This is a genomic window from Sphingobacterium puteale (genome assembly GCF_050986225.1).
Lineage (GTDB): Bacteria > Bacteroidota > Bacteroidia > Sphingobacteriales > Sphingobacteriaceae > Sphingobacterium > Sphingobacterium puteale.
Genome location: NZ_CP158959.1, coordinates 4,272,249 through 4,295,031, shown reverse-complemented (window position 1 = coordinate 4,295,031; position 22,783 = coordinate 4,272,249). Strand labels below are relative to the sequence as shown.

The 22,783-nt window shown below is 39.6% G+C and carries 28 protein-coding genes and 1 pseudogene; 16 read left to right on the top strand and 13 right to left on the bottom strand.

What is annotated here, in order from left to right; all coding sequences use genetic code 11:
- The first annotated feature begins 34 nt into the window (after nucleotides 1-34).
- From ABTV71_RS18355 to ABTV71_RS18335, 5 genes are all read left to right on the top strand, one after another.
- The gene (locus tag ABTV71_RS18355; RefSeq protein WP_433900613.1) at nucleotides 35-430 is read left to right on the top strand and encodes a hypothetical protein; all 396 of its coding nucleotides are present in this window, start codon (nucleotides 35-37) and stop codon (nucleotides 428-430) included.
- Between the two features lie 296 nt (nucleotides 431-726).
- Nucleotides 727-1,365: a Crp/Fnr family transcriptional regulator gene (locus ABTV71_RS18350; protein WP_220700177.1), complete on the top strand. Its 639-nt coding sequence runs from the start codon at nucleotides 727-729 to the stop codon at nucleotides 1,363-1,365.
- A gap of 61 nt (nucleotides 1,366-1,426) precedes the next feature.
- Nucleotides 1,427-2,107: an MBL fold metallo-hydrolase gene (locus ABTV71_RS18345; protein WP_433900612.1), complete on the top strand. Its 681-nt coding sequence runs from the start codon at nucleotides 1,427-1,429 to the stop codon at nucleotides 2,105-2,107.
- An 813-nt stretch (nucleotides 2,108-2,920) separates the two neighbouring features.
- A complete protein-coding gene (locus ABTV71_RS18340) occupies nucleotides 2,921-3,502 on the top strand; it encodes a Crp/Fnr family transcriptional regulator (RefSeq protein WP_433900611.1) in 582 nt (193 codons plus the stop codon).
- Nucleotides 3,503-3,567: 65 nt separating this feature from the next.
- Nucleotides 3,568-3,930: a DUF4406 domain-containing protein gene (locus ABTV71_RS18335; protein WP_121127011.1), complete on the top strand. Its 363-nt coding sequence runs from the start codon at nucleotides 3,568-3,570 to the stop codon at nucleotides 3,928-3,930.
- A gap of 185 nt (nucleotides 3,931-4,115) precedes the next feature.
- Here the strand turns inward: ABTV71_RS18335 and ABTV71_RS18330 are convergent, their stop codons facing one another.
- The 11 genes from ABTV71_RS18330 to ABTV71_RS18280 form a co-directional block, all read right to left on the bottom strand.
- Entirely contained in the window at nucleotides 4,116-4,904 is a 789-nt protein-coding gene (locus tag ABTV71_RS18330; RefSeq protein WP_433900610.1) for a PhzF family phenazine biosynthesis protein, read from the bottom strand.
- Nucleotides 4,905-4,993: 89 nt separating this feature from the next.
- Entirely contained in the window at nucleotides 4,994-6,079 is a 1,086-nt protein-coding gene (locus ABTV71_RS18325) for a DUF6695 family protein (protein WP_433900609.1), read from the bottom strand.
- A gap of 60 nt (nucleotides 6,080-6,139) precedes the next feature.
- Entirely contained in the window at nucleotides 6,140-6,544 is a 405-nt protein-coding gene (locus tag ABTV71_RS18320) for a hypothetical protein (RefSeq protein ID WP_433900608.1), read from the bottom strand.
- A 131-nt stretch (nucleotides 6,545-6,675) separates the two neighbouring features.
- Nucleotides 6,676-7,551 carry a lysophospholipid acyltransferase family protein gene (locus ABTV71_RS18315; RefSeq protein ID WP_433900607.1) on the bottom strand — a complete coding sequence of 292 codons (876 nt, stop codon included), beginning with the start codon at nucleotides 7,549-7,551 and terminating at the stop codon, nucleotides 6,676-6,678.
- A gap of 3 nt (nucleotides 7,552-7,554) precedes the next feature.
- Complete coding sequence (locus ABTV71_RS18310; RefSeq protein ID WP_433900606.1) at nucleotides 7,555-8,475, bottom strand: DUF6268 family outer membrane beta-barrel protein; 921 nt, start codon at nucleotides 8,473-8,475, stop codon at nucleotides 7,555-7,557.
- 239 nt (nucleotides 8,476-8,714) lie between these two features.
- The gene (locus ABTV71_RS18305; RefSeq protein WP_433900605.1) at nucleotides 8,715-9,335 is read right to left on the bottom strand and encodes a porin family protein; all 621 of its coding nucleotides are present in this window, start codon (nucleotides 9,333-9,335) and stop codon (nucleotides 8,715-8,717) included.
- 138 nt (nucleotides 9,336-9,473) lie between these two features.
- The gene (locus ABTV71_RS18300) at nucleotides 9,474-10,229 is read right to left on the bottom strand and encodes a LytR/AlgR family response regulator transcription factor (RefSeq protein WP_433900604.1); all 756 of its coding nucleotides are present in this window, start codon (nucleotides 10,227-10,229) and stop codon (nucleotides 9,474-9,476) included.
- Nucleotides 10,226-11,152 (bottom strand): sensor histidine kinase, encoded by a 927-nt coding sequence (locus tag ABTV71_RS18295; RefSeq protein WP_433900603.1) that lies wholly within the window; start codon nucleotides 11,150-11,152, stop codon nucleotides 10,226-10,228. The genes ABTV71_RS18300 and ABTV71_RS18295 overlap by 4 nt, the downstream gene beginning before the upstream one ends.
- A 402-nt stretch (nucleotides 11,153-11,554) precedes the next feature.
- Nucleotides 11,555-12,145 (bottom strand): NAD(P)H-dependent oxidoreductase, encoded by a 591-nt coding sequence (locus tag ABTV71_RS18290; protein WP_433900602.1) that lies wholly within the window; start codon nucleotides 12,143-12,145, stop codon nucleotides 11,555-11,557.
- Between the two features lie 87 nt (nucleotides 12,146-12,232).
- Nucleotides 12,233-12,754: a Crp/Fnr family transcriptional regulator gene (locus ABTV71_RS18285; RefSeq protein ID WP_121127021.1), complete on the bottom strand. Its 522-nt coding sequence runs from the start codon at nucleotides 12,752-12,754 to the stop codon at nucleotides 12,233-12,235.
- Nucleotides 12,755-12,874: 120 nt separating this feature from the next.
- Complete coding sequence (locus ABTV71_RS18280; protein WP_433900601.1) at nucleotides 12,875-13,255, bottom strand: winged helix-turn-helix transcriptional regulator; 381 nt, start codon at nucleotides 13,253-13,255, stop codon at nucleotides 12,875-12,877.
- 151 nt (nucleotides 13,256-13,406) lie between these two features.
- Between ABTV71_RS18280 and ABTV71_RS18275 the strand changes: the two genes are divergently transcribed.
- Together ABTV71_RS18275 and ABTV71_RS18270 are read left to right on the top strand one after the other, a co-directional pair.
- Nucleotides 13,407-14,174 carry a nuclear transport factor 2 family protein gene (locus ABTV71_RS18275; RefSeq protein WP_433900600.1) on the top strand — a complete coding sequence of 256 codons (768 nt, stop codon included), beginning with the start codon at nucleotides 13,407-13,409 and terminating at the stop codon, nucleotides 14,172-14,174.
- Nucleotides 14,059-14,406, top strand: coding sequence for a DUF2798 domain-containing protein (locus tag ABTV71_RS18270; RefSeq protein ID WP_121127024.1), 348 nt, complete (start codon nucleotides 14,059-14,061; stop codon nucleotides 14,404-14,406). The genes ABTV71_RS18275 and ABTV71_RS18270 overlap by 116 nt, the downstream gene beginning before the upstream one ends.
- A 95-nt stretch (nucleotides 14,407-14,501) precedes the next feature.
- On the opposite strand, the gene ABTV71_RS18265 is transcribed toward ABTV71_RS18270, so the two are convergent.
- On the bottom strand, nucleotides 14,502-14,786 hold the full coding sequence (locus ABTV71_RS18265; protein ID WP_121127025.1) for a hypothetical protein: 285 nt from the start codon (nucleotides 14,784-14,786) through the stop codon (nucleotides 14,502-14,504).
- A gap of 441 nt (nucleotides 14,787-15,227) precedes the next feature.
- Nucleotides 15,228-15,788, bottom strand: coding sequence for a DUF4382 domain-containing protein (locus ABTV71_RS18260; RefSeq protein WP_433900599.1), 561 nt, complete (start codon nucleotides 15,786-15,788; stop codon nucleotides 15,228-15,230).
- 726 nt (nucleotides 15,789-16,514) lie between these two features.
- Between ABTV71_RS18260 and ABTV71_RS18255 the strand changes: the two genes are divergently transcribed.
- From ABTV71_RS18255 to ABTV71_RS18215, 9 genes and pseudogenes are all read left to right on the top strand, one after another.
- Complete coding sequence (locus ABTV71_RS18255) at nucleotides 16,515-16,739, top strand: hypothetical protein (protein ID WP_433900598.1); 225 nt, start codon at nucleotides 16,515-16,517, stop codon at nucleotides 16,737-16,739.
- 33 nt (nucleotides 16,740-16,772) lie between these two features.
- Nucleotides 16,773-16,994 (top strand): annotated as a pseudogene (locus ABTV71_RS18250) (GMC family oxidoreductase N-terminal domain-containing protein); the annotation flags it as partial.
- A gap of 312 nt (nucleotides 16,995-17,306) precedes the next feature.
- Nucleotides 17,307-17,738 carry a GMC family oxidoreductase gene (locus tag ABTV71_RS18245; protein ID WP_433900597.1) on the top strand — a complete coding sequence of 144 codons (432 nt, stop codon included), beginning with the start codon at nucleotides 17,307-17,309 and terminating at the stop codon, nucleotides 17,736-17,738.
- Nucleotides 17,739-17,827: 89 nt separating this feature from the next.
- The gene (locus tag ABTV71_RS18240; RefSeq protein ID WP_433900596.1) at nucleotides 17,828-18,280 is read left to right on the top strand and encodes a hypothetical protein; all 453 of its coding nucleotides are present in this window, start codon (nucleotides 17,828-17,830) and stop codon (nucleotides 18,278-18,280) included.
- Complete coding sequence (locus ABTV71_RS18235; RefSeq protein ID WP_433900595.1) at nucleotides 18,228-18,779, top strand: RNA polymerase sigma factor; 552 nt, start codon at nucleotides 18,228-18,230, stop codon at nucleotides 18,777-18,779. Before ABTV71_RS18240 ends, ABTV71_RS18235 begins: the two co-directional genes overlap by 53 nt.
- Entirely contained in the window at nucleotides 18,776-19,231 is a 456-nt protein-coding gene (locus ABTV71_RS18230) for a hypothetical protein (RefSeq protein WP_433900594.1), read from the top strand. The genes ABTV71_RS18235 and ABTV71_RS18230 overlap by 4 nt, the downstream gene beginning before the upstream one ends.
- A gap of 43 nt (nucleotides 19,232-19,274) precedes the next feature.
- Nucleotides 19,275-19,706 (top strand): hypothetical protein, encoded by a 432-nt coding sequence (locus ABTV71_RS18225; RefSeq protein WP_121127031.1) that lies wholly within the window; start codon nucleotides 19,275-19,277, stop codon nucleotides 19,704-19,706.
- Nucleotides 19,707-19,792: 86 nt separating this feature from the next.
- Nucleotides 19,793-20,149 (top strand): hypothetical protein, encoded by a 357-nt coding sequence (locus tag ABTV71_RS18220; protein ID WP_433900593.1) that lies wholly within the window; start codon nucleotides 19,793-19,795, stop codon nucleotides 20,147-20,149.
- Between the two features lie 39 nt (nucleotides 20,150-20,188).
- Complete coding sequence (locus ABTV71_RS18215) at nucleotides 20,189-22,645, top strand: outer membrane beta-barrel protein (protein ID WP_433900592.1); 2,457 nt, start codon at nucleotides 20,189-20,191, stop codon at nucleotides 22,643-22,645.
- Nucleotides 22,646-22,783 lie beyond the last annotated feature (138 nt).

Below are 22,783 nucleotides of genomic sequence, written 5' to 3'. Positions count from 1 at the left end.
TCAAATTATTGAAAGTCTTGTATGCTCTTGACCTATGCAAGCGAGTATTAAATGGGATTCGTACGATATTAATCCTTCTTGGGATTTTTATGGTGGTGGTGAAATTGCTGCAACAGCCAAAGAATCAGCTCTATTTTTCCAATATCTATTTGATGGAAAAATCATTCGGGACAAACAGATTCTGGAAGCAATGCATACCTACGTTTTACCTTCAGATCAATCCAAATACTGTTTGGGACTTTATCACTTTGATATGGGGTTCAATGCTTATTACCATTTAAGTTGGTGGGGAACTGATGTTATTTATTCTCCGGAATCTGATGCTACAATTACGGTTTTTACATTACAAAAAAACTTTCAACATATTATTAATCCCTTTATAGGAAGGGAATTTCAAAAGTTATTGATTACTAAAACAGTGCTAAAATAGAGAGTTATACTTATTTAAGAATTATGCAAATTAAAAGGAATAAATATTAAAAGCTTATTTTCTAATATGAACAATTGCTCTCTTCTTTCGCTATGATCAATTTTCTTTGGTATAAAATCAGTATTTTGGTTGAGCATTATTGATGCAATCAAATCATCGATAAGCCAGCGTATCAAAAAATAGTTGGGAAAATATCTCGCAGGAGGGTTACTGATAAAATGATCATAATGAATTTTAAAAATGATTCTTTTTATTGGAGGAGCAAAAAGAAAGATCATTATTGAAAAAGGTTATAGGTGTGTAAGATAACAACAGATAAACAAGACGAATTAAAAGAAAGAGAAAATTGCCCGATGATTGATGTATTTAAAAATTACCTGTTCTTAACAGGAGCACTCTCAGCCGAGGAGATCAACTTTTCTGTGAATTTCTTCAAACCGATCAGCTTGAAGAAGGGAGATTTTTTTATTCGTGAGGGTGATACCTGCCGTTATATTGGATTCATTGCTTGTGGTGCCATAAAGGCGTATGCTATTGACAGAGAAGGAAAAGAAAATATAACCTGCTTCAAGTTTGAAAATGAATTTGCTACCTCGTTTCCTGAATTTGCGGCGCAGGAAAAATCCAGAAGGAGTATCAGGGTTATCGAAGATAGTATAATCTATGGAATAAGCTATCCGGACTATCTGCATCTGCTTGATCAGGTTACCGCTTGGAACGGTATCATAAAATCGGTTATGGAGCGGGAGTATGGCCAAAAGGAGCTTTACCTGCTGAATTACAATAATAAGTCGGCTGCGGATAAATACTGCCATGTCTTGATGCACGAACCGATGCTCGTCCGGCGTATAGCGACACAAGATCTGGCCTCATACCTGGGTATCACACAACGGTCGCTTACCCGAGCCAAAGGACAATTGCATAGACCGAAATAATTATAGGACAAATGTCCTTATGCAGTCCGGGGCAGCGATGTAGATTTGCAAAAAAAAATATATGTTACGTCAAATTGCTCCCGAGGTGGTTCAGATTTCACTCATGCCACGAAACAGTATTAACTGCTATATTATCGAAGGTGTATTGATAGATTCCGGAATACGAAGTTCATATAAGACTGTCAAGAAAGCCCTCGAGAAAATACCCGTTTACCAACATATTCTTACGCATGCGCATGCGGATCACCAGGGCTGTAGCGATCAGCTATGCGAAGAGTTTTCTATCCCCTTGCTCTGCCATCCTGACGAAGTTTTTAGGACCGAAACGGGTATGGTAACCAAGGATTATCCTAGGCCGCAACATTGGATGGCAAAGTTTCAACAAAAGTATTGGGCGGGTCAGGGACATCAAGTCCAACGGACAATTGTTGAAAATGATAAGATCGGAAACTTTCAGGTCATTGAGACTCCTGGACATTCGGCAGGTCATATCTCATTATTCCGTGAGCGAGATGGTGTACTTATCATTGGCGATGCAGCGATAAATATGAATTTGCTTACAACAAAGACCGGTCTACGGCTTCCGCCAGGTTTATTCACCACGGATCAACAGCGCAATATCAAATCGCTCCAGAAACTGTCAAAACTAAATCCCGCTATTATCTGTTTCGGTCACGGACCAATCATGGTAAATAAAAACCGAAAGTTTGAGCAATTTGTGGCTAAATGCAGTGGGCTTTAATTCTACGTAATTTGGTATTGACCTTTCAGAATAGAGCATATAGGGGAAAGAAGAAATTTCTGAAACAGATAAAGACTTGAGCAAATACTCATTGGATACTATGGCTGCCGCATATTCCGCAGATTAGGTGATATAAAAAAATCGAAGAAGAATTTCTCGGGACAGCCGCAAAATAACTATTCTTACCTAAATCAAGTTGTGCTATTTTATTCAAACTGATGATTTTAATTTTTCAAAAAGAAGGGACGAAATCACTAAATGTAATCTGCTGTTCGTCAGTCTTATAACGTAAAAAAAGAACAGTTTTTATTGTTTAATTGAAATAATCACACCCAGTTTAACTATTTTTCTGCTGATTCCGAATTCTCAACTTTTAAAAGACCTGTTTTGTGGTTGAGCGGCAATACCTCATAAACATATTTTTCTATCTTGAGGCTATGTATTCATGCTAAATTTGAGCAGACTATTTTGTACCTTGATACGATGTAATCGCTGTAGTAACCGGAGAAATATTCTGGAGTAGAGGAGTAGATAAATGTCTGACATTAGTTATTGTCTGAACTTATGACCATTTAACATGATATTGATTAAACACCTACATATGCTTCTGTTGTATGCAGTATAATTCCCGCCGACTGAAGGAAGCCTTTGCCCGAGAGGATTTCAACGTATTTCGATTAATCGGTCGATAGTCAAAGGGACGGGAATGTTTACATTCTGTTTATGCGAAAACGAACTTTTCTATTTATTGAAAAACCAATCTTTCCTGTAATTTTGCAGGTGAAAAACAAATGAGTTAACAGATTTAATCGTATGGATCATCAATCTATTATAGAAAGTATTAATAAACATATAGCTCTCAGTGAGAATGAATTGCTGATCTTCCTGTCTTCATTAAAGAGAAAAAAAATAGACCGAAAGTCCTTAATTCTGGCTCAGGGGCAGGTATGTGAATACATCTATTTTGTTGAGTCAGGTGCCTTACGGGCATTCTACCTTGATGAATCTGGTAAAGAATCAACTATTATGTTTGCTATTAAAGATTGGTGGGTAACCGATATGTACTGTTTTATTAATCAAAAACCGTCCATGTTAATGATTGAAGCAATTGAAGACAGCTTGGTTTATCAATTGAAAAAAACTGATCTGGATGAGCTATATATAAATGTACCTCAATTTGAAAAGCTCTTTAGAATTTTGATGCAGAATGCCTATATAAGGGAGCAATTGCGTGTTATCGACAATCTTTCGCTGTCAGCAGAAGAGCGCTATGAAATTTTTATCAACAAATATCCTGAAGTAGCTCATAAAGTAAAACAGAAACAAATAGCTTCCTATCTAGGCATAACTGCCGAGTTTTTAAGTATGATAAAAAATAAAAAAGCAAAGACTTAAAGTAGTTTATTTTTTTTGTAGCTAAAGGGTCGTTAATTCGCATTCATAAACTAATATTTTAAAAAATGCTTATATTAATTGCAGGGCCTTACCGAGGCGGGACAAATGACGACCCACTATTGATAAAAAAAAATCTTGAAAAGCTTGAAGAGTTCGCTTTGGACATTTTCAATAGAGGTCATGTTCCTTTAGTAGGCGAATGGATCGCACTTCCATTGATTCAGTTGGCCGGCTCAGAAAAGATTGGCGATGAACAATGGGAGAGAATTCAGTATCCAGTTGCCCATCGGATCCTGGAAAAATGCGATGCAGTTCTTCGCATTCAGGGTGAATCTAAAGGGGCAGATCAAGATGTAAAGATAGCTAAAGAAAGAGGTTTAAAAATCTATTATCACATCGATGAAATTCCTGGTGTAGAACTGTCTTAAACGAATAGATCATCAAAAACATTAAATTTTATTGTAATTAGGAACTGTTATGATTAAATTTTGCTGACGGAAAAGAAAAATACAGGAGCCAATCGACACCTGTATTTTCTTTTTGGAGCTGGTGACTTTTAAAATTGATATGTTTTTATCAATCTTCAGCTGCTGTAGTTCCAATGCAAAGCATGTTATTCGGTCCAAATGAGTCCCTGGGAATAGGTACGGGCTTTACCTGCCACAATTACTCTTTCTTTTTTGTTTTCGCAATAAAGTTGCCCCTCTCTTTCAGACAGTTGACGAGAGAAAAGCGTGTCGTTTCCTAATCTTGATGCCCAGAACGGAATAAGGGAACAATAAGCAGAACCAGTAACCGGATCTTCAAGTATCGTTGATTGCGGCGTAAAATATCTTGATACAAAATCACTGTCGGTCCCAGCTGCCGTGACTACAACACCTCCCGGATCAAGATTGATCAGATCAAAAATTGATCTTTCAATTGTGATGTTTTTGATCTCTTCCTCGGATTCGTATACCAAAACATAATCCCTTGATTTAAAAACTTCTTTAGGTTGAATGTTGAGAGACCTTTTAATTACATCAGGGAGAGTCGATGGCTGGGCCAATCTTGATGGAAAATCCATATAATAAACGCCGTCCTTTATATCAACTGTTAATTCTCCGACTAGAGTTTCAAAAATAATTCTGCTTTTTTGATAGTTCAGGTGCTTGACCAAACAATGAGCGGTTGCCAGGGTTGCATGGCCACATAAATCCATTTCAATTTCAGGTGTAAACCATCTTAGATGGATTGTATCGCCATTCTCTATGAAAAAGGCTGTTTCTGCCACAGCATTTTCGCGCGTAATTTTAAACAGGATCTCATCGGGTAACCAATTTTTTAAAGGCACTACACAGGCTGGGTTTCCCCGGAAAACTTCCTCTGTAAAGGAATCTATCTGATATAATTCTAACTTCATTATTGATAAATTTCGATCGTTTGCAAAGGTAACTCAATTCCTGAAAATTACCTCGGTCTTTGTCCTGTGGGGAAACTAAAAGGGATAATTTATTGTTCAGCCTTTTTGTGCATCAGTTCTTTTAGTCCAAACTGGTAACTGAAGGGAAGCCGTTGTATATGGTCGATACGAATTATAAATCCGTTCTGTTTAACATGAGTAAAAAGTAAGTGACTGTCGTAAGAAATTTCAATAGGTTGTAACAATTCGACCGCTTTACTTGTTCTGCCTACAGCAGCATACTCTAATTCTCCATTTGGAGTAAACCTTTTGATAAGGAAATTGCCATGAGATACGGGGCGTATACTAAACCAAGCTCCTTCACCTACACCACCGAGATATTGTGCATCATGGGGTACAGTTGCCGGTTTAAAAGAAAAAATCATCGAGCCAATGGCATCATCCTTGGGTAAAAGCTTTGCTTCCTTTAACTTTACATTGTCTCTGAGATTTTTCAGAAAAAAAATGAGGGACTGAAAGCGATTCATTTTAAAATGTTTCAAACCTTGTTTTCTTGTATATGAATATATCATCCGATCGGGAGCGACGTTAACCACATTGCTAATCGGACTTGCTTTGACTGTTTCGGGAAGGTTGATGCTGTGCGCCCAATTGTAGCGTTTGGACGAGCGCCTGAGCATGCGCGCGACAAAGCGCGAACAGTTATTATTGCTCGGGGATACTGCACCGTATGGACAACTTCCTTGGCGTACACATTCGTCACCATATGTTTTGGCGAGCATAAAATTGATATCATGCGCGATGGAAAAGTAAAGGGTACCTTCTCCGTTAAAGGCTGTCTTTAATACCTCAAACTGTTCTACAATTTCTAAGATGTTGTCAATATGGCTTTGTCTAAAAGTCGCTTTGAGGTTAATATCCAAACGAGGGTCAGAAAATTTAGAGCGTGCCCGTCCGCATCCTCGAGGCGTTATATAACGCCCAAAGTCATAATACAGCATTTCACCTGTTTCCCGTTCAATGATAACGATACCAGTGTGTCCAACTTTAAAGTTTAAATTTTTTACGATACCTATTTTCTTAAAAAACATCATCCATTTTTCATCTCCACGAATTGTTGTACTGGGCCATGTTAATATAAGGGCTATATCGTTGTAAGTTATATCTGACCGCATGGGGCTTAACTTGGAAATAGTGTTCAGTGTAAACGAAATTTTGCTAAATGATTTTCAGTGCTATTTGACAAATAGTTTCAAGTCTTCGCACCAAAGAAAAAAACGTGTCAGCTCAAGTTGGCTCAACTCTTTAAAATGAAATATTTTATGCGGAAAAGGAACAACATTACAGTAAACTCCATTTATTGAAAAAAATAGTACAAACTTTTTATTTAGGATATTATTTTCTTGAGTGTCTTCAGGCTGTATTTTTTTTTCATAGCTAAAAAAAGATTCCATCAGGTCATTGCTACAATTTAAAAAGATTATACATTCACATCGATCCGTAATATCCTGATATTCCCTGGGGTTATCCAGACCCGTACGGACATATATTTCGTTACCATTATTCCATAAAAATTCCGCAATGTTGTCAATTAATGCCTGCAGTTGTCGCCCTTTATCTTTGATCAATAAATATTTCATTTTCAATACTCTTTATTAAATAGGTTGCATGTCAAATCAGTCCTCAAAAACTACTTTGATAAAAAAGATTCCGCTTATAATTAAGCATGTAATTACCACTATTGCAATCGCTAGTATATAGAACAGTATACTCATCGCTTCCAGCGCTTATGTGTCCATAACCAACCATAGGGCTCTTCCTTAATATTTTCCGTTAGGAGGTCAATGTACTTTTGCGTTATTTCTCCGTCCTTTGTAAGTTCTGCATTGGAACATATCGGTAGGCAGGCAATTTTGTAACTTCCCTTTGATAATTGTGTAATATGCAGATAGATCACAGCCGTACGTGCCTTACGGGCTAATTTTTCCATACCGGAAAAAAAATAAGTTTGCTGGTTCAAAAAATGAAACTTATATCTTTCGTCTTCTGTTCGCGGACTTTGGTCTGCCAGAAAAAGATAGACGGCAGGGGCTGAGGTATCAGACAGTACATGGCGAACAGCCCGGCCATCAGCAAGCAACTTCATACCAAAACGCGACCTTATTTTAATCATTAGCTTGTCCATGATTACCGACCGAAGAGGTCTGTAAATGGCATATAGTTCATGATGTATTTTATAGGGCATGAAATTTAATATTTCCCAATTGCCACAGTGTCCTAAACAGGCAATTACCTTCTTTCCCGAATTGATGTACTGATCCATCACCTCCAGATTCTCAAATATTATTTTTTTTTCAAGCACTTCCGGCGGGGCTGAGATACTTTTTATCATTTCAGCAAAATAGGCGAGAAAGCAAACATAAAATTTTTTTACAATAGCATGCACTTCGCCATATCGCATGTTGGAAAACGAACGGGCAACGTTTTGAACGACTATATGCTTCCTATATCCGATCAAGTGATATGCAATAAAAAAGGTGAAAGAAGCCATCGCATATAGTAATCGCTGGGGCAACAAACTTATGGCATAGATAAAGACATAGATAATCTGGAATGCAACTGTCTGAAAAGCTTGCTTCATTTTCATGGATTAAAATTTCATTTTTATACCAATGGATCCATAAGGAGATACCGAAAAATGATAGTCATTCTCACTTGAAAACACACCCTTAAGCGTTCTGTCACTATAGGATGCAGGACGGTATAGGTTCAGTCCCGCCATGGCCGTCATGGATAATCCTTTTTTGCCAAGCTTTAATTCAGGACGGAATCCTGTAACGATATATTGGTGGGAAAATATCACATCCTTGCCTTCTTTTTTCATTAGAGCAGCCTGTCCATTCATCTCGAGCGCATATGCCAATTTGAGTTTATCATTGATCTGATAGCCTGCCGACAACTCAAGCCCTTCGATCACTTCAACATTTATATCATATTTTCCCTGGAGCTTCCATTTGACGTAAACGGCGGGAAACAACATTGGATAGCCCAACGTGCTATTGATTGCCGCACCACCACCGATATCCAGATTGGGGTTCAGATGACGGATAAAAACAAGCCCGCCGCTTGCGAGTACGTTTTTAAAAGTAATCTTCGAAAAATCAGTAGTGGGAGCAAATATGCCTACGCCCGCACTTGCTCGGATAGACCAGTTATCATTCAAGGGGCGTAAATGGTAAACGCCTAGCTGCAAGTTCATAATTTCGGATACCATTTGCTGCGCGAAATTCCGGTTTTTTAAAGAAACATAAGCCCCTCCAAAACCGATTCCCCAGGCTGTCGGGCGATTTTTCTCATTTAATTTTATAGATAGAGGCATACTGAATGAGCCTTGGTAAACCATAGCCGAACCTTTGGCATTACCAATTTTTTCCCGGGGTTTATCGCCCGGAGGCAAATAATAGTAGCCCGAATTGCCGATGTATTCTGCCCTAAAAGACAGCTGCTGTGCTTTCGATTTTAGCGAAAACAACATAATGCATGTTGCTAGAAATAATATTATTGACTTCACGATTTTAAAATTTTATGTAAATGTTTTTGCTCTATTTTTGAACAAAAGAATAATGCAAGCGGTACAGAAAGCTGTTAACCACGGATTTTAGAATCGACAGGATGAGATCAAGAATAGAGAGAACGAAATAAATTTTAAAGTGTGCCTCATTCCTGAATCTATTAGTTACCGGAAGTCTGCTATCTTATGGTAAAGGTCCGGACCCCGGTACTAAACTGTCTGTTGTAGCTCGTGATTATTTAAAACTTATAGGCCAATCCGATAGACGCCCCCTGATTTTTCATCGCCCCGCTTTTGGGTTTGTGAAGATCTGCAAGGCCAAATTGATAAGTAGCATTTACCTGCCAATATCTGCCAAAATCATAACCGATGATACCGCCAACACCGTAATCAAGGCGTTTCATTACAGGGTTGTCTGCGATGTTATTATTTTTGAATAAACTGACACCATTAGCCTTCGTAATGATACCATAACCGACATATGGGCCGGCCCCTATGAATGCTTTTCCGCTGCCCACTGCTCCCTGCACAACTCCGTATAATGGCATCTCAACACCTAAAGATTTAATTTTGTTGGATGTATTATCGGCTATGGTCACCAGTTTAGAAGTCCGGTAATAAATATCGAGACCAGATTGTAGCGCGAAGTTTTGGTTTATATCGTATTTAATAAAACCGCCAACCGAACCGCCTACACCCATTTTGCTTTTGAGTCCTTTCAAATTACCGCTTAGCCGATAATTGGAAACGCTTGTTCCAGCCTTGAAACCAATTGAAACAGGATTGTCCTGTGCCGATAATCGCGCAGAGAAAAACACAGTGGCCGCAGCGAGAAAAAATGTACATACGTTCTTTTTCATTGTTCTAAAATTTTTATGTTATTTTTTTATTCAGAACAAAAGAACGACGAACGATGCGGTTAGCCAATCTGGAAAAGATGGGGTTTAGAATCTAATAAATGGAATGCAATATCCGAGGGATGAATTTTCTGGGTACTGTTATTGCATGATACCATCCATCCACTTTAGGAAGTCCGGGACACGTACCCGGCTTACCAGAACCTCATTTGGGCATGCGGGGGAAAACGACAGTTTCAGACGGCTGTTAAAGTGTTTTGCTACATTTTCAATGGATTTTACATTTCCAATACAATTTCGTGATACGCGAAAAAATAAACGGCTGTCAAGCTGTTGTTCCAGTTGATCCAGCGTATAATTAATAATATATCGCCTATCGTTAAAAGTATGAAGGAAGACAACGCCATCTTCACTGTAAAAATGCGCAATATCTTTGGTTTCTATATAATGATAGTTTTCCCCTTTGGAGATCAGAAAACGGTTTTTGGTTTTGAATGACAACAGCTGCTCAAAATTCTTTGCATTATTAGGCAAAGGACGTCTATAGTAAATGTGCTCAAATTTAGTCAGCGCCGCCTCTAATTCGTTTTCGTCGAAAGGTTTTAACAAGTAGTCGATACTGTTCAGTTTAAATGCCCTAATAGCATGTTCGTCGTATGCTGTTGTAAATATAACAGGTATTGTTACCTCAACATGATTAAATATTTCGAAGCAGTTGCCATCTGCGAGGCGGATATCCATAAGAATCAGATCAACACCAGATTTTCGGAGAAATTCGATGGTATCTACAACCGTTTTTGTTTGCTTCTCTAACAGGTAATCTGGACGCAATTTCATCATCATACGTCTGAGTTCTTCGTAAGCAAAACGTTCATCTTCTACGATCAGGTAATTCATGGCTGTATATATGGGATTTTTACAATAAACATTTGTTTGGTATGCTCCACTTTTACTTCTTTGTTATGGATCTTATATTGCTCAGTGATGTAGCGCAATCCGATTCCCCCTCTGTCAGCGCTGCCTGATGGCTGAATATTGTTTTCGACTGTTATATAGTCGTTGTCAATGTTAATTATAATATTCAACGACGATTCTTCCGTTGCGCTATTGTGCTTGAATGCATTCTCTATCAGGAGCTGAAGCGTAAGGGGAATAATCTTATATTGTTCGCTGTATGCTAATTTATTCACTGTAAAAGTGAAAGAGTTCTCAAATCTCATCCGCATGAGGAATATATAAGAATCCAGGGCAAGCAATTCTTCTGCTACGGTTACCACAGGTTGGTGGGTGAGCGATAGTACATACCGGTAGGTCTTTGAAAGTGCCTTTGTAAACTTGTTGGCACTTTCCTGATTGAAATATATTAAAGAGGACAATACATTTAGCGAATTAAATAGAAAGTGGGGATTGAGCTGCGATCTCAATGTTTCATGCTGAAATAACAGAACTTTACGTTTGGCTTTTTCGGAGTCTGCTATAGCTTTTTGTTCGGACTGGAAATAATGTATCAGTTCAAAGACCAAAAGAATAGGAATATTCGTTGACATCGCAAATGCAAACTTGACAAGGAACGGAGGTAAGCCATCTTGGGGAATGAGAAATACATCATATATCAAAAAATTAAATATCGTTAATAATATCATGCATATCACGGTGATACCGGCAGTGTCAGCCACAATACGTAAAAATATATTTTTAGAATAAGGTAAATATTTATTTAAAAATAGCAATAAGTAATAATCGGCTATGCACATCGCAAAGATTACAGCATAGTGAGCGGATAACTGGATATGAAAATTGCTCCATAAATCTTCTTTCATTAAAATAATGCTGAAAAGCATTTGGCACAAAGCATATATCAGTGTGGAGGAGAAAAAGATGACCAGTCTTTTTACATTCATTTTACCCATTCGAACCATACTTCAAAGGTAGAGTTTCTAAGTAAGTTTGATTGAAAAACCTATCATCTTTCTGATGAACTTCATTATTTAATAGATGAATTTAATCGGTGTTGATCTCGGGCCGTTATCGATGTAAGGCAAAGAGTTAAGCAAAATGGATTTTTAATGCTTTCCAGTTGAGTGTGATATGGAAAATGGCGCATTGAAAGAAAAACACAATGAGGAATTCTTGTACGAACTCGGTATAGCTATCAAATAGATGAAAAACATCAATGCTGAGTATCTCACGACAAGAAAGATTAGGGAAAAGAAGAACGCTGTTTATTTAAAATTTGAAAACCTCTTTTCAATAGCAGTTAACCATTTTACTCTTTTCTCCTGGCTCACGGACTTGACCATATTATAGCTAATCCATTTGAGATTTTTGTACCCCATAGTTTTAAAGACACTTTTTATCATTGCTTTCTTGATTAAATTTCCAATGAGCAGGGAGTACATAATCTGAGGTTTGTTCATTGTGGTTATGATTGTTACGCCCTTCAGGTGTTTTAATAGCGGTATCAGGCCAAAACCCCTCGGATGATGATCATAAACAACGCCAGGGCTCAGTACCCGGTCAATAAAGCCTTTGGTCATAGCAGGCATCAGATCCCACCAGATCGGAAAAATAAAGATCAGATGGTCTGCTTTTTCTAGACGTTCGTTGTAGTCGATTACTTGTGGGTCAAGGGGGGTGTGTTCCACAAAACCTTTCAGATCCGCTTTTGACATTGCTGGATTAAATCCATCATTGTCAAGGTGTATCAGATCGACTTCGTGATTTGCATCTTTAAGCCCTTTTGTCACGGCATTTAAAATTGCATTGCAATAACTCCCTTCGTAGGGATGGTTGAATACGATTAATGTTCTCATCTTTTACCGTTTGAATACGGTACAAAATTGAGAAGTCGATGCAGTATGGGACGATAACAATTGTTAAGAAATACGCTGTTCTTAAAGTTATCTTCTGTTTCGTATTCTGCTTAGTGAAACGGGAGTAACCCCTAAATAGGACGCAATATAATGTTGAGGGACACGCTGGATAATATGAGGATGTTCTTCAATAAGTTCCGCATAGCGTTTTTGCGGGTTATTCTTAAGATAGGAATAAAATATTTTCTGAGAATTTAAAAATCGCCTGAATAGATGTTTATACATTTCTTCCTTGATTTCGGGTAAATCCGCTAAAACATTTTGAAAATCCTTTTGGGAAATAGTTTTTAAAATACAGGGTTCTAAACTTTCGATGCTATATAAACTTGGTTGGTCTGTCATGAAGCTTTCAATAGAAGATATCCGGTCACCTTCAAAGAAAAATTGCGTCGTAATATCCACACCGTCATTATTGATCCAGGTCCGCAGACAACCTTTCTCAATAAAGAACATCGTCCTTGAAATTTCTCCCTCCTGTAAAAGGATGGTTTTGGCAGGAACTTCCAAACGATTAAAAAGATGCTTGAATATGTCCAATTCATCAGCCATTGCTTATTGTCATTTAGATTCGTTATTTATCTGTTATCAGTATGTAATTTTAGTGATAATTGCCTTATCAGCTTTTTTATCAAAATTATGGTAATAAGTCCTGTCCAATATAATTATACCCTAAAATTGTTCTTTGACAATAGGATCAGCATGCATATTTTCCTGGCTTTTGTAAAAATCATCCATAAAATCACTTCCCCAGTTTTCCATCATAGTTACAAGTGGCAAAAGAGATTCACCTACTTCAGTTAAAAAATACTCAACTTTAGGAGGGAGTACCGGATAAACAATTTTTCTTACAACACCATAAGCCTCCAGCTCCTTCAATTGTAGATTTAATACTCTTTTACTTGCCAATGGATGTTTCTTGGCTAGCTCACTCGGCCTTCGGACTCCCCGGTTGATCGAATCAATCAGGCAGGGTTTCCATTTGCCTCCTATAATCTCAAAAGTTATGCTCATGCCACAGCTAAAATCTTTCGGTATTTTTTTCTCGTACATGGATGTCTTATTTAGGAGACAAATTTACAACATATTTCGTTTTCAGTTACATAGGGATAATATTATCCCCATACCAATATTTTTACCTCTATTTTTTCGTATCTATCCGGTCAGTAATTTTGTCAATAACAATTCATCTAATATTTAAAAAATGGAATTATCCAATAGAGACAAAGCCGAAGCTATTCAAAACAGCATCGAAACTGAAACATTATCCCAAGTAGGATTGATCAATCCACATTCTTATAAGCAACACAATCCACATGTAGCAACCGGGTTGCAGGCCATTTTGGGCTTACATGACCAAATGCCCATGGATAAGGTTTACACCAATGTAGTTCGAAAATTTCAAGATGGCGATTTTGGATTTGTTCACGTTGACTATTTTCTTTTTGAACCCACGGTGGCTTTTGACATCCACCGGTTTGAAAACGGCGTCAGCGTTGAACATTGGGACAACCTTCAGGTCAATTCAAAAAAGTTGAATAAGAGTGGAAGGACAATGACAGACGGAAAGACCAAAGCACAGGACCATCACAAAACCGAGCTGAACAAAAGCCTTGTAAGGCGTTATGTTAAAGACATCCTTGTTGATAGGCAGATTGAGTTGGTGTCAGATTATTTTAAGGGCGACGAATTGATTCAACATAATCCCGACATGGGTGACGGTGTACAGGAGTTTCTCAGTACATTGGAGCAATGGGAGAGCGAAGGGAAGCCCCAGGTGTATAGCAAAATGCATAAAGTGCTGGGTGAGGGAAATTTTGTTCTGGTATTGAGTGAAGGTTTTTTTAAAGGCGAACATGTTGCATACTATGATTTGTATCGCGTTGAAAATGATAAAATTGTTGAACATTGGGACGTCATTGAACGAATACCAGAGCCCGAAAAACGCAAAAATGATAATGGCAAATTCTAGGAAAGAGCATCGCTACAAGATCGTTAGCACTTTTTTTGTTGTTCTGCCAACAACTTTTATCATGTCAGCTTTATCAGGTTTTATGAAAGAGGAGGCGGATGAAAATTGGATCGGAGTACTTTTTAAATCGTGGCTAATTTCATTACCTGTTGTTTACGCCTGCGTGTTGCTCTTATTGCCGCTTGCAAATAAATTGACAAGCAAGATTTTAGATAAGAAAGTAAATGTATAATATAACGCATACCAAAAGAAATAACGTTAACTATGGGGGGAGATGCTATAATTGCTGTAAATTAACTTTAGTATCCTCAACAAATAAACTAAAAGCTATTTTGTGGTGAGGCTCTTCGTTATTTGCCATGATTTTAATTTATGATTATAGGAGAGAATCCAGGTTGTTTCACTGGTTCTCTTCCCTTTTCCGTTTAAATATTCACCTACTCGGACTGTTATCAGAGGAGTGGTATCTCTAAGTATTTCAGCATATGCTTTTTCACCAGTGCTAAGTTCTGCTATTGCCGGAATATTTTCTATACTTACTTCTGGTTCGAACAGGAATTTTGCCGTACACCCAACATTGAGACTTTTTCCTTGAAATATGATTCCGTTCATGATGTTATATTTTGAAGGATGAGAAATTCATATTATTCAAAAACTAGTAAAACATTAATACTCTTTTAAGAGTTTTATTGTAATATAACGGTTACAAATGGTAATTATTATTCTTATGGATTTCATGAATTCAATATCACATTTCTGAAACATAGATCGAATTGAATTTCCCCTCTAAACACTCGCAGCACCTAGGTAGACTCCACTCCATGGCACTAGCATCTATCTGATCGAAGGTAAAGTCGTTTTAGAATATGATTGTCCGTATATAGCTGTGCAAAAATGTCTCTACAATCTGATCCTGGGAATGAGTAGCCTCACAGAAGAACTGTTGGACTTTGAGCCCGATTTTCTTACGCAACACCAAGCTGATTAGCTGTTTGATCCACCAGACATTTCGCGTGATCGGTGAAAGTGAGCTGTAACCATTTGAATATTGCGCTAATTCAATACCGCGGTTATGTTAGGATTAATCACAAATTTTCCATTAACCGTCCTATCGATAAAATCTGATAGATTAATATCAAGCATCAAGGTATGTGTTGCATTTGGCATGAGCAGTTTATCCCCCGCGATATTAACGGCAATAAATTGTCCTTGTGGCATCTCTAAAGGATAGGGAACTCCATCTATAACTATTTGATTTCCATTAGGGACTACTTTTAGCATAATTTCCTGTATGTTGCCATGGGGGACATGTCCTCCTGCAATGATGCTATCCTTTTGTATCCCTAGAATGTTTAATTTTTTATTCGCCTCGATTTTTCCTCCCCCCGCAGATGTGCGGGTCCATAGTTGTAGTATACTGAGATAGACTGCATCATACTGATCACCGTCGCTTTTTACCTTGACCTTTAGGTGCGCCTGCTCAGGTGCCGGACTATCGTCTTCATGGCAACTGCCCAAAAGTATTAGCAGGACCACAGACATAAGACACAACATTGCAGACATCTCTCGGGCAGTTAACCTTAGATATTTTGTATTGAAAATAAAGGTCGTCATAGTTTTTGAGTTGAACACAAGAGGAGCTTTGATCGTTTGCTTTTTTTAAAACTAATTTTCTTTACGCCACTATCAAAAGTAGCAAAGCTCTTTCGTGAGCAACCACCGTTTTACCAAAAAACTTTTACATCCCAGAGAGACTTCCTTTCGTAAACTAAAGCTGATCAATTGTTTAATATCTTCTTTAAAGAAGCATCTTGTTGCCAGACTTCAAAAAAGATGTATGATCGAACGATATGCCCCGCAGTTTTACCAGTTTGGTATGCCGGTAACCGTAAATATCCGAATTGACTGTGACCATTCCCTGGTAAACTGACTTTGTTTTAAGTTTCACAATCCCAGAGGCACAGCATCGGCGGGTTTATCGGGTGTAACGGTTTTATGTACCGTGATATTATTCAGCAGCGAAGCCGGCACCAGATCCAAGGGAATAGAGCTTCTGTCAGGATCGGAGAAGGGAGACACACACTAGTAATTACGCTATGGTAGTGCTACAAAACGATGCCTCAAGTTAACTGAGTATTAGTAAATCATTAATTGTATTTCTTAAAATAATTTCTATTCAATTTAATCTAGAATTCTGTGTATTTAGCGATGATGACGACAAGGCACAGCTTATATTCGATTTGTTAATCTTATTTCAGAACTAAAAGAGCTTTCCCAATTCTTTCCTAAATTGAAATATAGCTTAGGTTATCATAATATTTAAATTAAATCTTGAGTGATATGACTAATTGGAATTTAGTAAGAGGGGTAGAAGGAATATTGTCTGCCCAAGATATCAGAAGAAATATGCTATCTTACATTATCAAAAATCACCCTGCAAGTCTGATTCAATGCATTGAAAAAGAGTATAATATTTATCGGATTGATATTCTGGGTAGCGATAGTCTACTATTCGATTTGCAAGGCCATTTTGTAAAAGCAAATATCAGAAAAATAAAGGGATAGACCTACGGTGGCTATTTCAGTTCGAATGCGGTCACTTTACCCTGGGCCGAGAAAACAGGAAACATGACCCTGAGGTCTTTTCCCGTTGTAGAGTCAATCATTTATGATGAACAGACTCAAAAGGCTAAAGGCGTGCGCATCGTAGATGCTGCCACGAAAGAAAGTTTTGAATATTACGCCAAGATCATCTTTGTCAATGCCGGTGCCATTAATACGAATCTCATCCTTCTCAACTCAAGATCAGACGGTTTCTGAATGGTTTAGGGATTGACAGTGGTGTGCTGGGACAATATGTTGCATATCATAATTACAGTACCCGCGTATATGCCGATTATGACGGTGAGCTGAATGCCTATAAAATAGATGGTAGAAACCCCGCCAGAGGCGGGTATATACCTCGGCTCAGAGTTTTGCACCGGTAGGAAACAGACTCCTTGAGAGGTTATGCTACTGGTTTTGGTGCTTCCCGTTCCACTTATCAGGACACCTCGTCTACCGGAAAAGATCTGCGGGATAATCTGTTGAATCCAAAACTGGGACATCGGTGGGTTGGTGCCCAGATGATGGGTGAAACCATACCAAAGAGCGAAAATAGGGGGTATTCTTGATGGAAATGATCACGATGTCTGGGGTGTCCCTTTGCTCAATATAGCCATCGGATATGACGACAATGACGATAAAATGTCGCGGGATTTTGTTGAACAGTTTACAGAGATGTATAAAAAGGCAGGGTTTAGCAATATTCATTCGTCAACGTATAAGCAGGCTCCCGGGTTGGATATTCATGAAATGGGAGGCGTTCGCATGGGACGAGATCCCAAGAGCTCGCTGCTAAATGAATGGAACCAGATGCATGCCTGCAAAAATGTATTTATCACGGATGGAGCCTGCATGACCTCCATATCAACTCAGAATCCTTCACTCTCCTATATGGCCATGACAGCACGGGCAGTAGATTATACATTGGGTGAATTGAAAAAAGGCAACCTTTTAAATTAATTATGTTCTGATAATCTGAAAATGATACTCTTTACTTAAATGTGACCACATTTAAGTAAAGAGTATCAAGAGCTGAGTTTATATGCCTTATGGTCTTTGAAAAATCAGTGATGAATTATGATTTTTTAGAGCAGGAAATTCATGATCGTTTTGGCTATGGAAATATTGAGGTGTTCAAGCCATCAGCTGACAAATGTAATTTTGACATCGTGCAAATGGAATGGGGATTTATTCCTCTATTATGTCAAAAACAAGAAACATGCAAAGATGCACGTCTTGGCTACAAGGATGCATCTGGCAAATGCCACCATACCTACATAATTCTTAATGCAAAAGGAGGGGAGCTGCTATTGGTAGAAAATATCATTTTGTACTGGAAACTGCTCGTGATATCAAATACACTCGCTAAATTTATTGCAACTTTATTTCCGGAAGCCGGTCTAATTAGAGGTGAGCAACTTAAAGCAAGATATCTTAACCGACAGAGAAATGGTAAACGCCGTGTTGCGCGGCGATCGCCATGCTTTTGGAATGCTGATTAAGCAGACCGAAGGATTGGTCGCGCAGATCACTTTCAAAATGATCAGCAGTCCCGGTGACCGTAAAGATATAGCACAGGATATCTACCTGAAGGCCTTTAAGAATATAAGCGGATTTAAATTCAAGTCAAAGCTATCTACCTGGGTCGGCCAGATCGCTTACAATACCTGTTTGCATTACCTCGAAAAAAGGCGGCTGGTCCTACTTGAAAATTATGGCACAAACGATGAAGGAGATGAGCATCAACTGCCCGACGAAAGCGACAATGCCGAAGCACTTCTGTCTCAACAGTACCTTAAAACTGTCCTGAACAAAAAACTGGATCAGTTACAACCATTATATAAAACACTGATATCGCTTTATCACCAGGAAGAATTAAGCTATGCCGAGATCGCTGAGATTACTGCGTTACCGGAAGGCACGGTCAAAAACTATATCTTCCGGGCGAGGAAGCAACTGCGAGAAAATATACTCAAAAACTATAAAAGAGACGAGTTATGAAAATGATTCATTTAACAGACACGGAACTACAACAATATTTAACGGAACCTAAAACGCTTGGGCCCGAAAAGACAGCACATGTTTTAAGTTGCGACCATTGCGCGGCGAAAACAGCAAATTATCGGCTGCTTTTTCAGGGGATAGCAACGGAACAGCGCCCTGCATTTGACTTCGATCTTTCCGTGTTGATCCTGGAACAACTTCCGGAACCAACAAGAGTTTTCCCCTGGTTTGCCGTCATCACTGGCTGCATTTCAGCACTCGTAGTTGCGTTTTCTATAACTTATTTCTGGTCTACCTTGACTGCGCTGGCAAAAGGTATGTCTGGCATGATCCTTCCTATGACTGCCGTGGTTGCGGCATTGGTGCTGATCATTCAAAGCTTCGAATTGTTCCGGTCCTATCGGCAAAGAATGCGCACCCTGTTATCTGAAAAAACATTGCAACTTTAATAGTGCTGACCGGTCTAATCTGGTATAAACAAAGAGATATAAAATGAAAAAGATATTCACACTTTTCCTGCTCATCGCTACTGCAACTGTCAGTCGAGCGCAGGGCAACTCAACACCAATGAACGATCAACCGACCTTCCAGGAATTGATGCGAAGCACTGTGATCCTGGTATTGATCTATCTGCTGACCAATTTTATTTTGGCACTCATCAAGACCTGGTTCGACAACCGATTAAAAAAGAAGATCATTGAGTCCGGAACTTCAGATACAGTTGTTGCCCAGATATTAACAAACAACAGCACGCAACAACCGAATGCGCTGAAATGGTTCTGCGTACTGACCACTGCCGCGATCGGCCTGGCGATCGTCGGATTTTACCAGCTGAACGGAGTTTACACCTTATCGGCAATGGCGCTCAGCGTGGCGGTGGGGTATCTCGGCTTCTATTTCCTGATCAGACGTATCAGCGACTGACCTCCATCAGTTTATTCCTAAACTCTCTTGTTAAAAACTAAAGCTATAGACTGGCATGGGATCACTATGCCCCGAAATTATCAAACATGAAAACACCTACACTGGTCATCACGATCATTTTAGTATCCTTGGGCACCTGTTTTGCCGTTTTACTTATCAATTTTCATCCCGGTAGCACCAACGTCGCTGTGCAAGAGAGCCGCGATACCTATACACTGGCGGCGAGTTTTGATCATAGACGAACCGCGACAGTAAAGCGCTTCATCGACAGCTGCCTAGAAGCCAACGGGCAGTTACCTGTTAAGGAGCAAGCTGCCGTTCATTATACGCTGACAAACGGCGGATTAAAAGTCGAAGCCCAAAAGGAAAAAAACAACGCCGAGGCAATGACCCGCATCAAAAGAATGTATCAGGACATCAGGTACCAGATCATCCCGCGATAAACCTTAAACGCAGCAAAAACACTCACTAGCACTATTTACATGAAATCACTATTTGTAGCCATCATGTTGGTTGCCGGGCTATGCTTTGCGCCGAATCTTTCAAGTGCTCAGGCCATGACCGGCAATATCATTGGGGCCATCAAGGAAGCAAGCGGCAAACCCGCGGATGGTGCCACCGTAACACTGAGCAGGCTAACCGACTCTGTCTCCGTTAAATATGAACTGGCATCAGCCGATGGTATTTATAAATTTGAAGGTATAAAGATCGGACAATACCGTTTGATCATCACGATGATGGGTATGTTAACCTTTAAGTCCGAACCTATTGTGGTTGATGAAGAGCATCCGCTGATAGAGATCCCATTGGTTATCTTGCATTCCGCTAACAAATCATTAAATGAAGTGGTAGTGACCGCGCAGCACTCGTTCCTGCAGCAGAAGATAGATCGGACGGTAGTCAATGTGGATGCCCTGATCAGTAATTCCGGTACCACGGCCCTTGACGTACTGGAAAAGTCTCCGGGAGTTAGAATTGACCAGGGGGGCGCCATCAGCCTGCGCGGCAAAACAGGGGTAGCGGTATTTATTGATGACAAGCCTGCCTGCCTATCTGGCAGCGATCTGGAAAACTACTTGCGTTCCCTGCCATCCTCTTCACTGGAACAGATCGAACTGATGACGAATCCACCTGCCAAATACGATGCTGCGGGTAACGCAGGAATCATCAATATTAAAACCAAAAAGAAAAAGGTCGCAGGATTTAACTTAGGACTAAACCTCGGTTATCGTCAAAGCCGCTACAGCAGCACCAACAACAGTATGGACTTCAACTTCCGAAAAAATAAGATCAACATCTTCGGTAACCTGGCCTACACGCTGCGCAACAGTTATAACGATGTCGATATTAACCGTCGGTATTTTTATGATGCAGGTAACTATTCCGGGGAATTTGCACAAAATTCCTATATCAGAAGACAGGGGGACGGCTATAAAGCGACGCTCGGTATGGATTTGTATGCGTCCGAGCAAACTACCTTCGGTGTGCTATTTATAGGTTTGATCCGATCACCCAAAAACGGTAACAACAGCATGGGAAAGCTTTACAATGCCATCGGCCTGGCCGACTCAAGTATCCTGTCTCAAAACAATGAGCAGGGTAAATTTAAGAACGGTGCTATCAATCTTAACTACAAACATTCATTCCGTAAAAATGGCCCTGAGCTCAGTGCAAATCTTGATTACCTAAAATACAATACCAACAATGATCAGACCTTTATTAACCAAAATTACTCCGCGGCCGGCGATCTGATAGCTAAGGATCAGCTGAGCGGGCAATTGCCCACGATTATACGTATCTATGCCGCCAAAGCCGATTATAGCCAGCTGCTTAAAAAAGGCTGGAAACTGGAAGCGGGAGCCAAAAGCAGTTTTACAAATACCAATAACCAGGCGAATTACTTTAATGTTAACGGTGGGAATGCTACTCCGGACTATAACAAGACAAACCATTTCCTGTACAAGGAAGTGATCAGTGCCGGGTATGTAAACCTGAACAAAGACTTTAAGCGATTTAGTATACAAGCAGGTCTTCGTCTGGAAAATACAGACTCCAGAGGCCATCAGTTAGGTAATCCTGAAAAACAGGACTCTGCCTTTAACCGGAACTACACGGGCCTGTTTCCGACGATGTTCCTGCTTTACAAGCTGGATACACTTGGCGGCCATCAGCTCAAATTCAATTATGGCCGCCGGATAGACCGTCCCTATTATCAGGACCTGAACCCATTCATCTCACCGTTGGACAAATACACCTATTACGTAGGTAATCCTTATCTGCAGCCCTCTTACTCCGGCAATTTTGAACTGAGCTATATCTATAAAAACCGGATCACAGCTACGATCAGCTATAGTGATACGCGTGATCGGGTAAATGAGACCATCGAGATCATCAACGGCTATTATTATGACCGTCCGGACAATATAGGCTCGACCAAAGTTTATGGGGTCAATGTCGATGCGGGTTTTCAACCCGCCAATTGGCTGAGCATGCAGTTCAGTGCAGATGTCTCCCATATCAGTTCGCGTAGCGATTTTTACACAGGTAGGCTGGATACCAGAAGCACAAATTATTCCGGACAAGGCATTGTTCAGTTTAAACTCAAGAAAGGCTGGAGCCTGCAAATGGATGGTAACTATCAAAGCAGGCAGACCAGTGCTCAGTTCACGCTGGCCTCCAGGGGAAGATTGAATATCGCAACTGCTAAGACCATCTCTCCGCACGCGACTTTAAGATTGAGCTTTATGGATGTCTTGAACACTGGTGTCAATAGGGGCGAAATCGGAAACCTGGACCGCACGACAGCAAGTTTCAGAACGCTTAGTGATACGAGGGCTGTGTTGCTCACCTTAAGTCTCAGGTTTGGAAACACGGTGGCCGGTCAACGAAAGCATAACCAGACTGGGGCCGGTGATGAGCAGGGCAGGGTCAAAAATTAGCCAGGTTCTCCTTTCACCTCGACCCGACAATTGATGATCACGAACAGAATTCCCATGATAAAAAAACGGCAATATCGCAGACGATGATCAGCGAAGCCCAGATGGAATTATTTGATTTTAAATAATTATCAAGTTGAT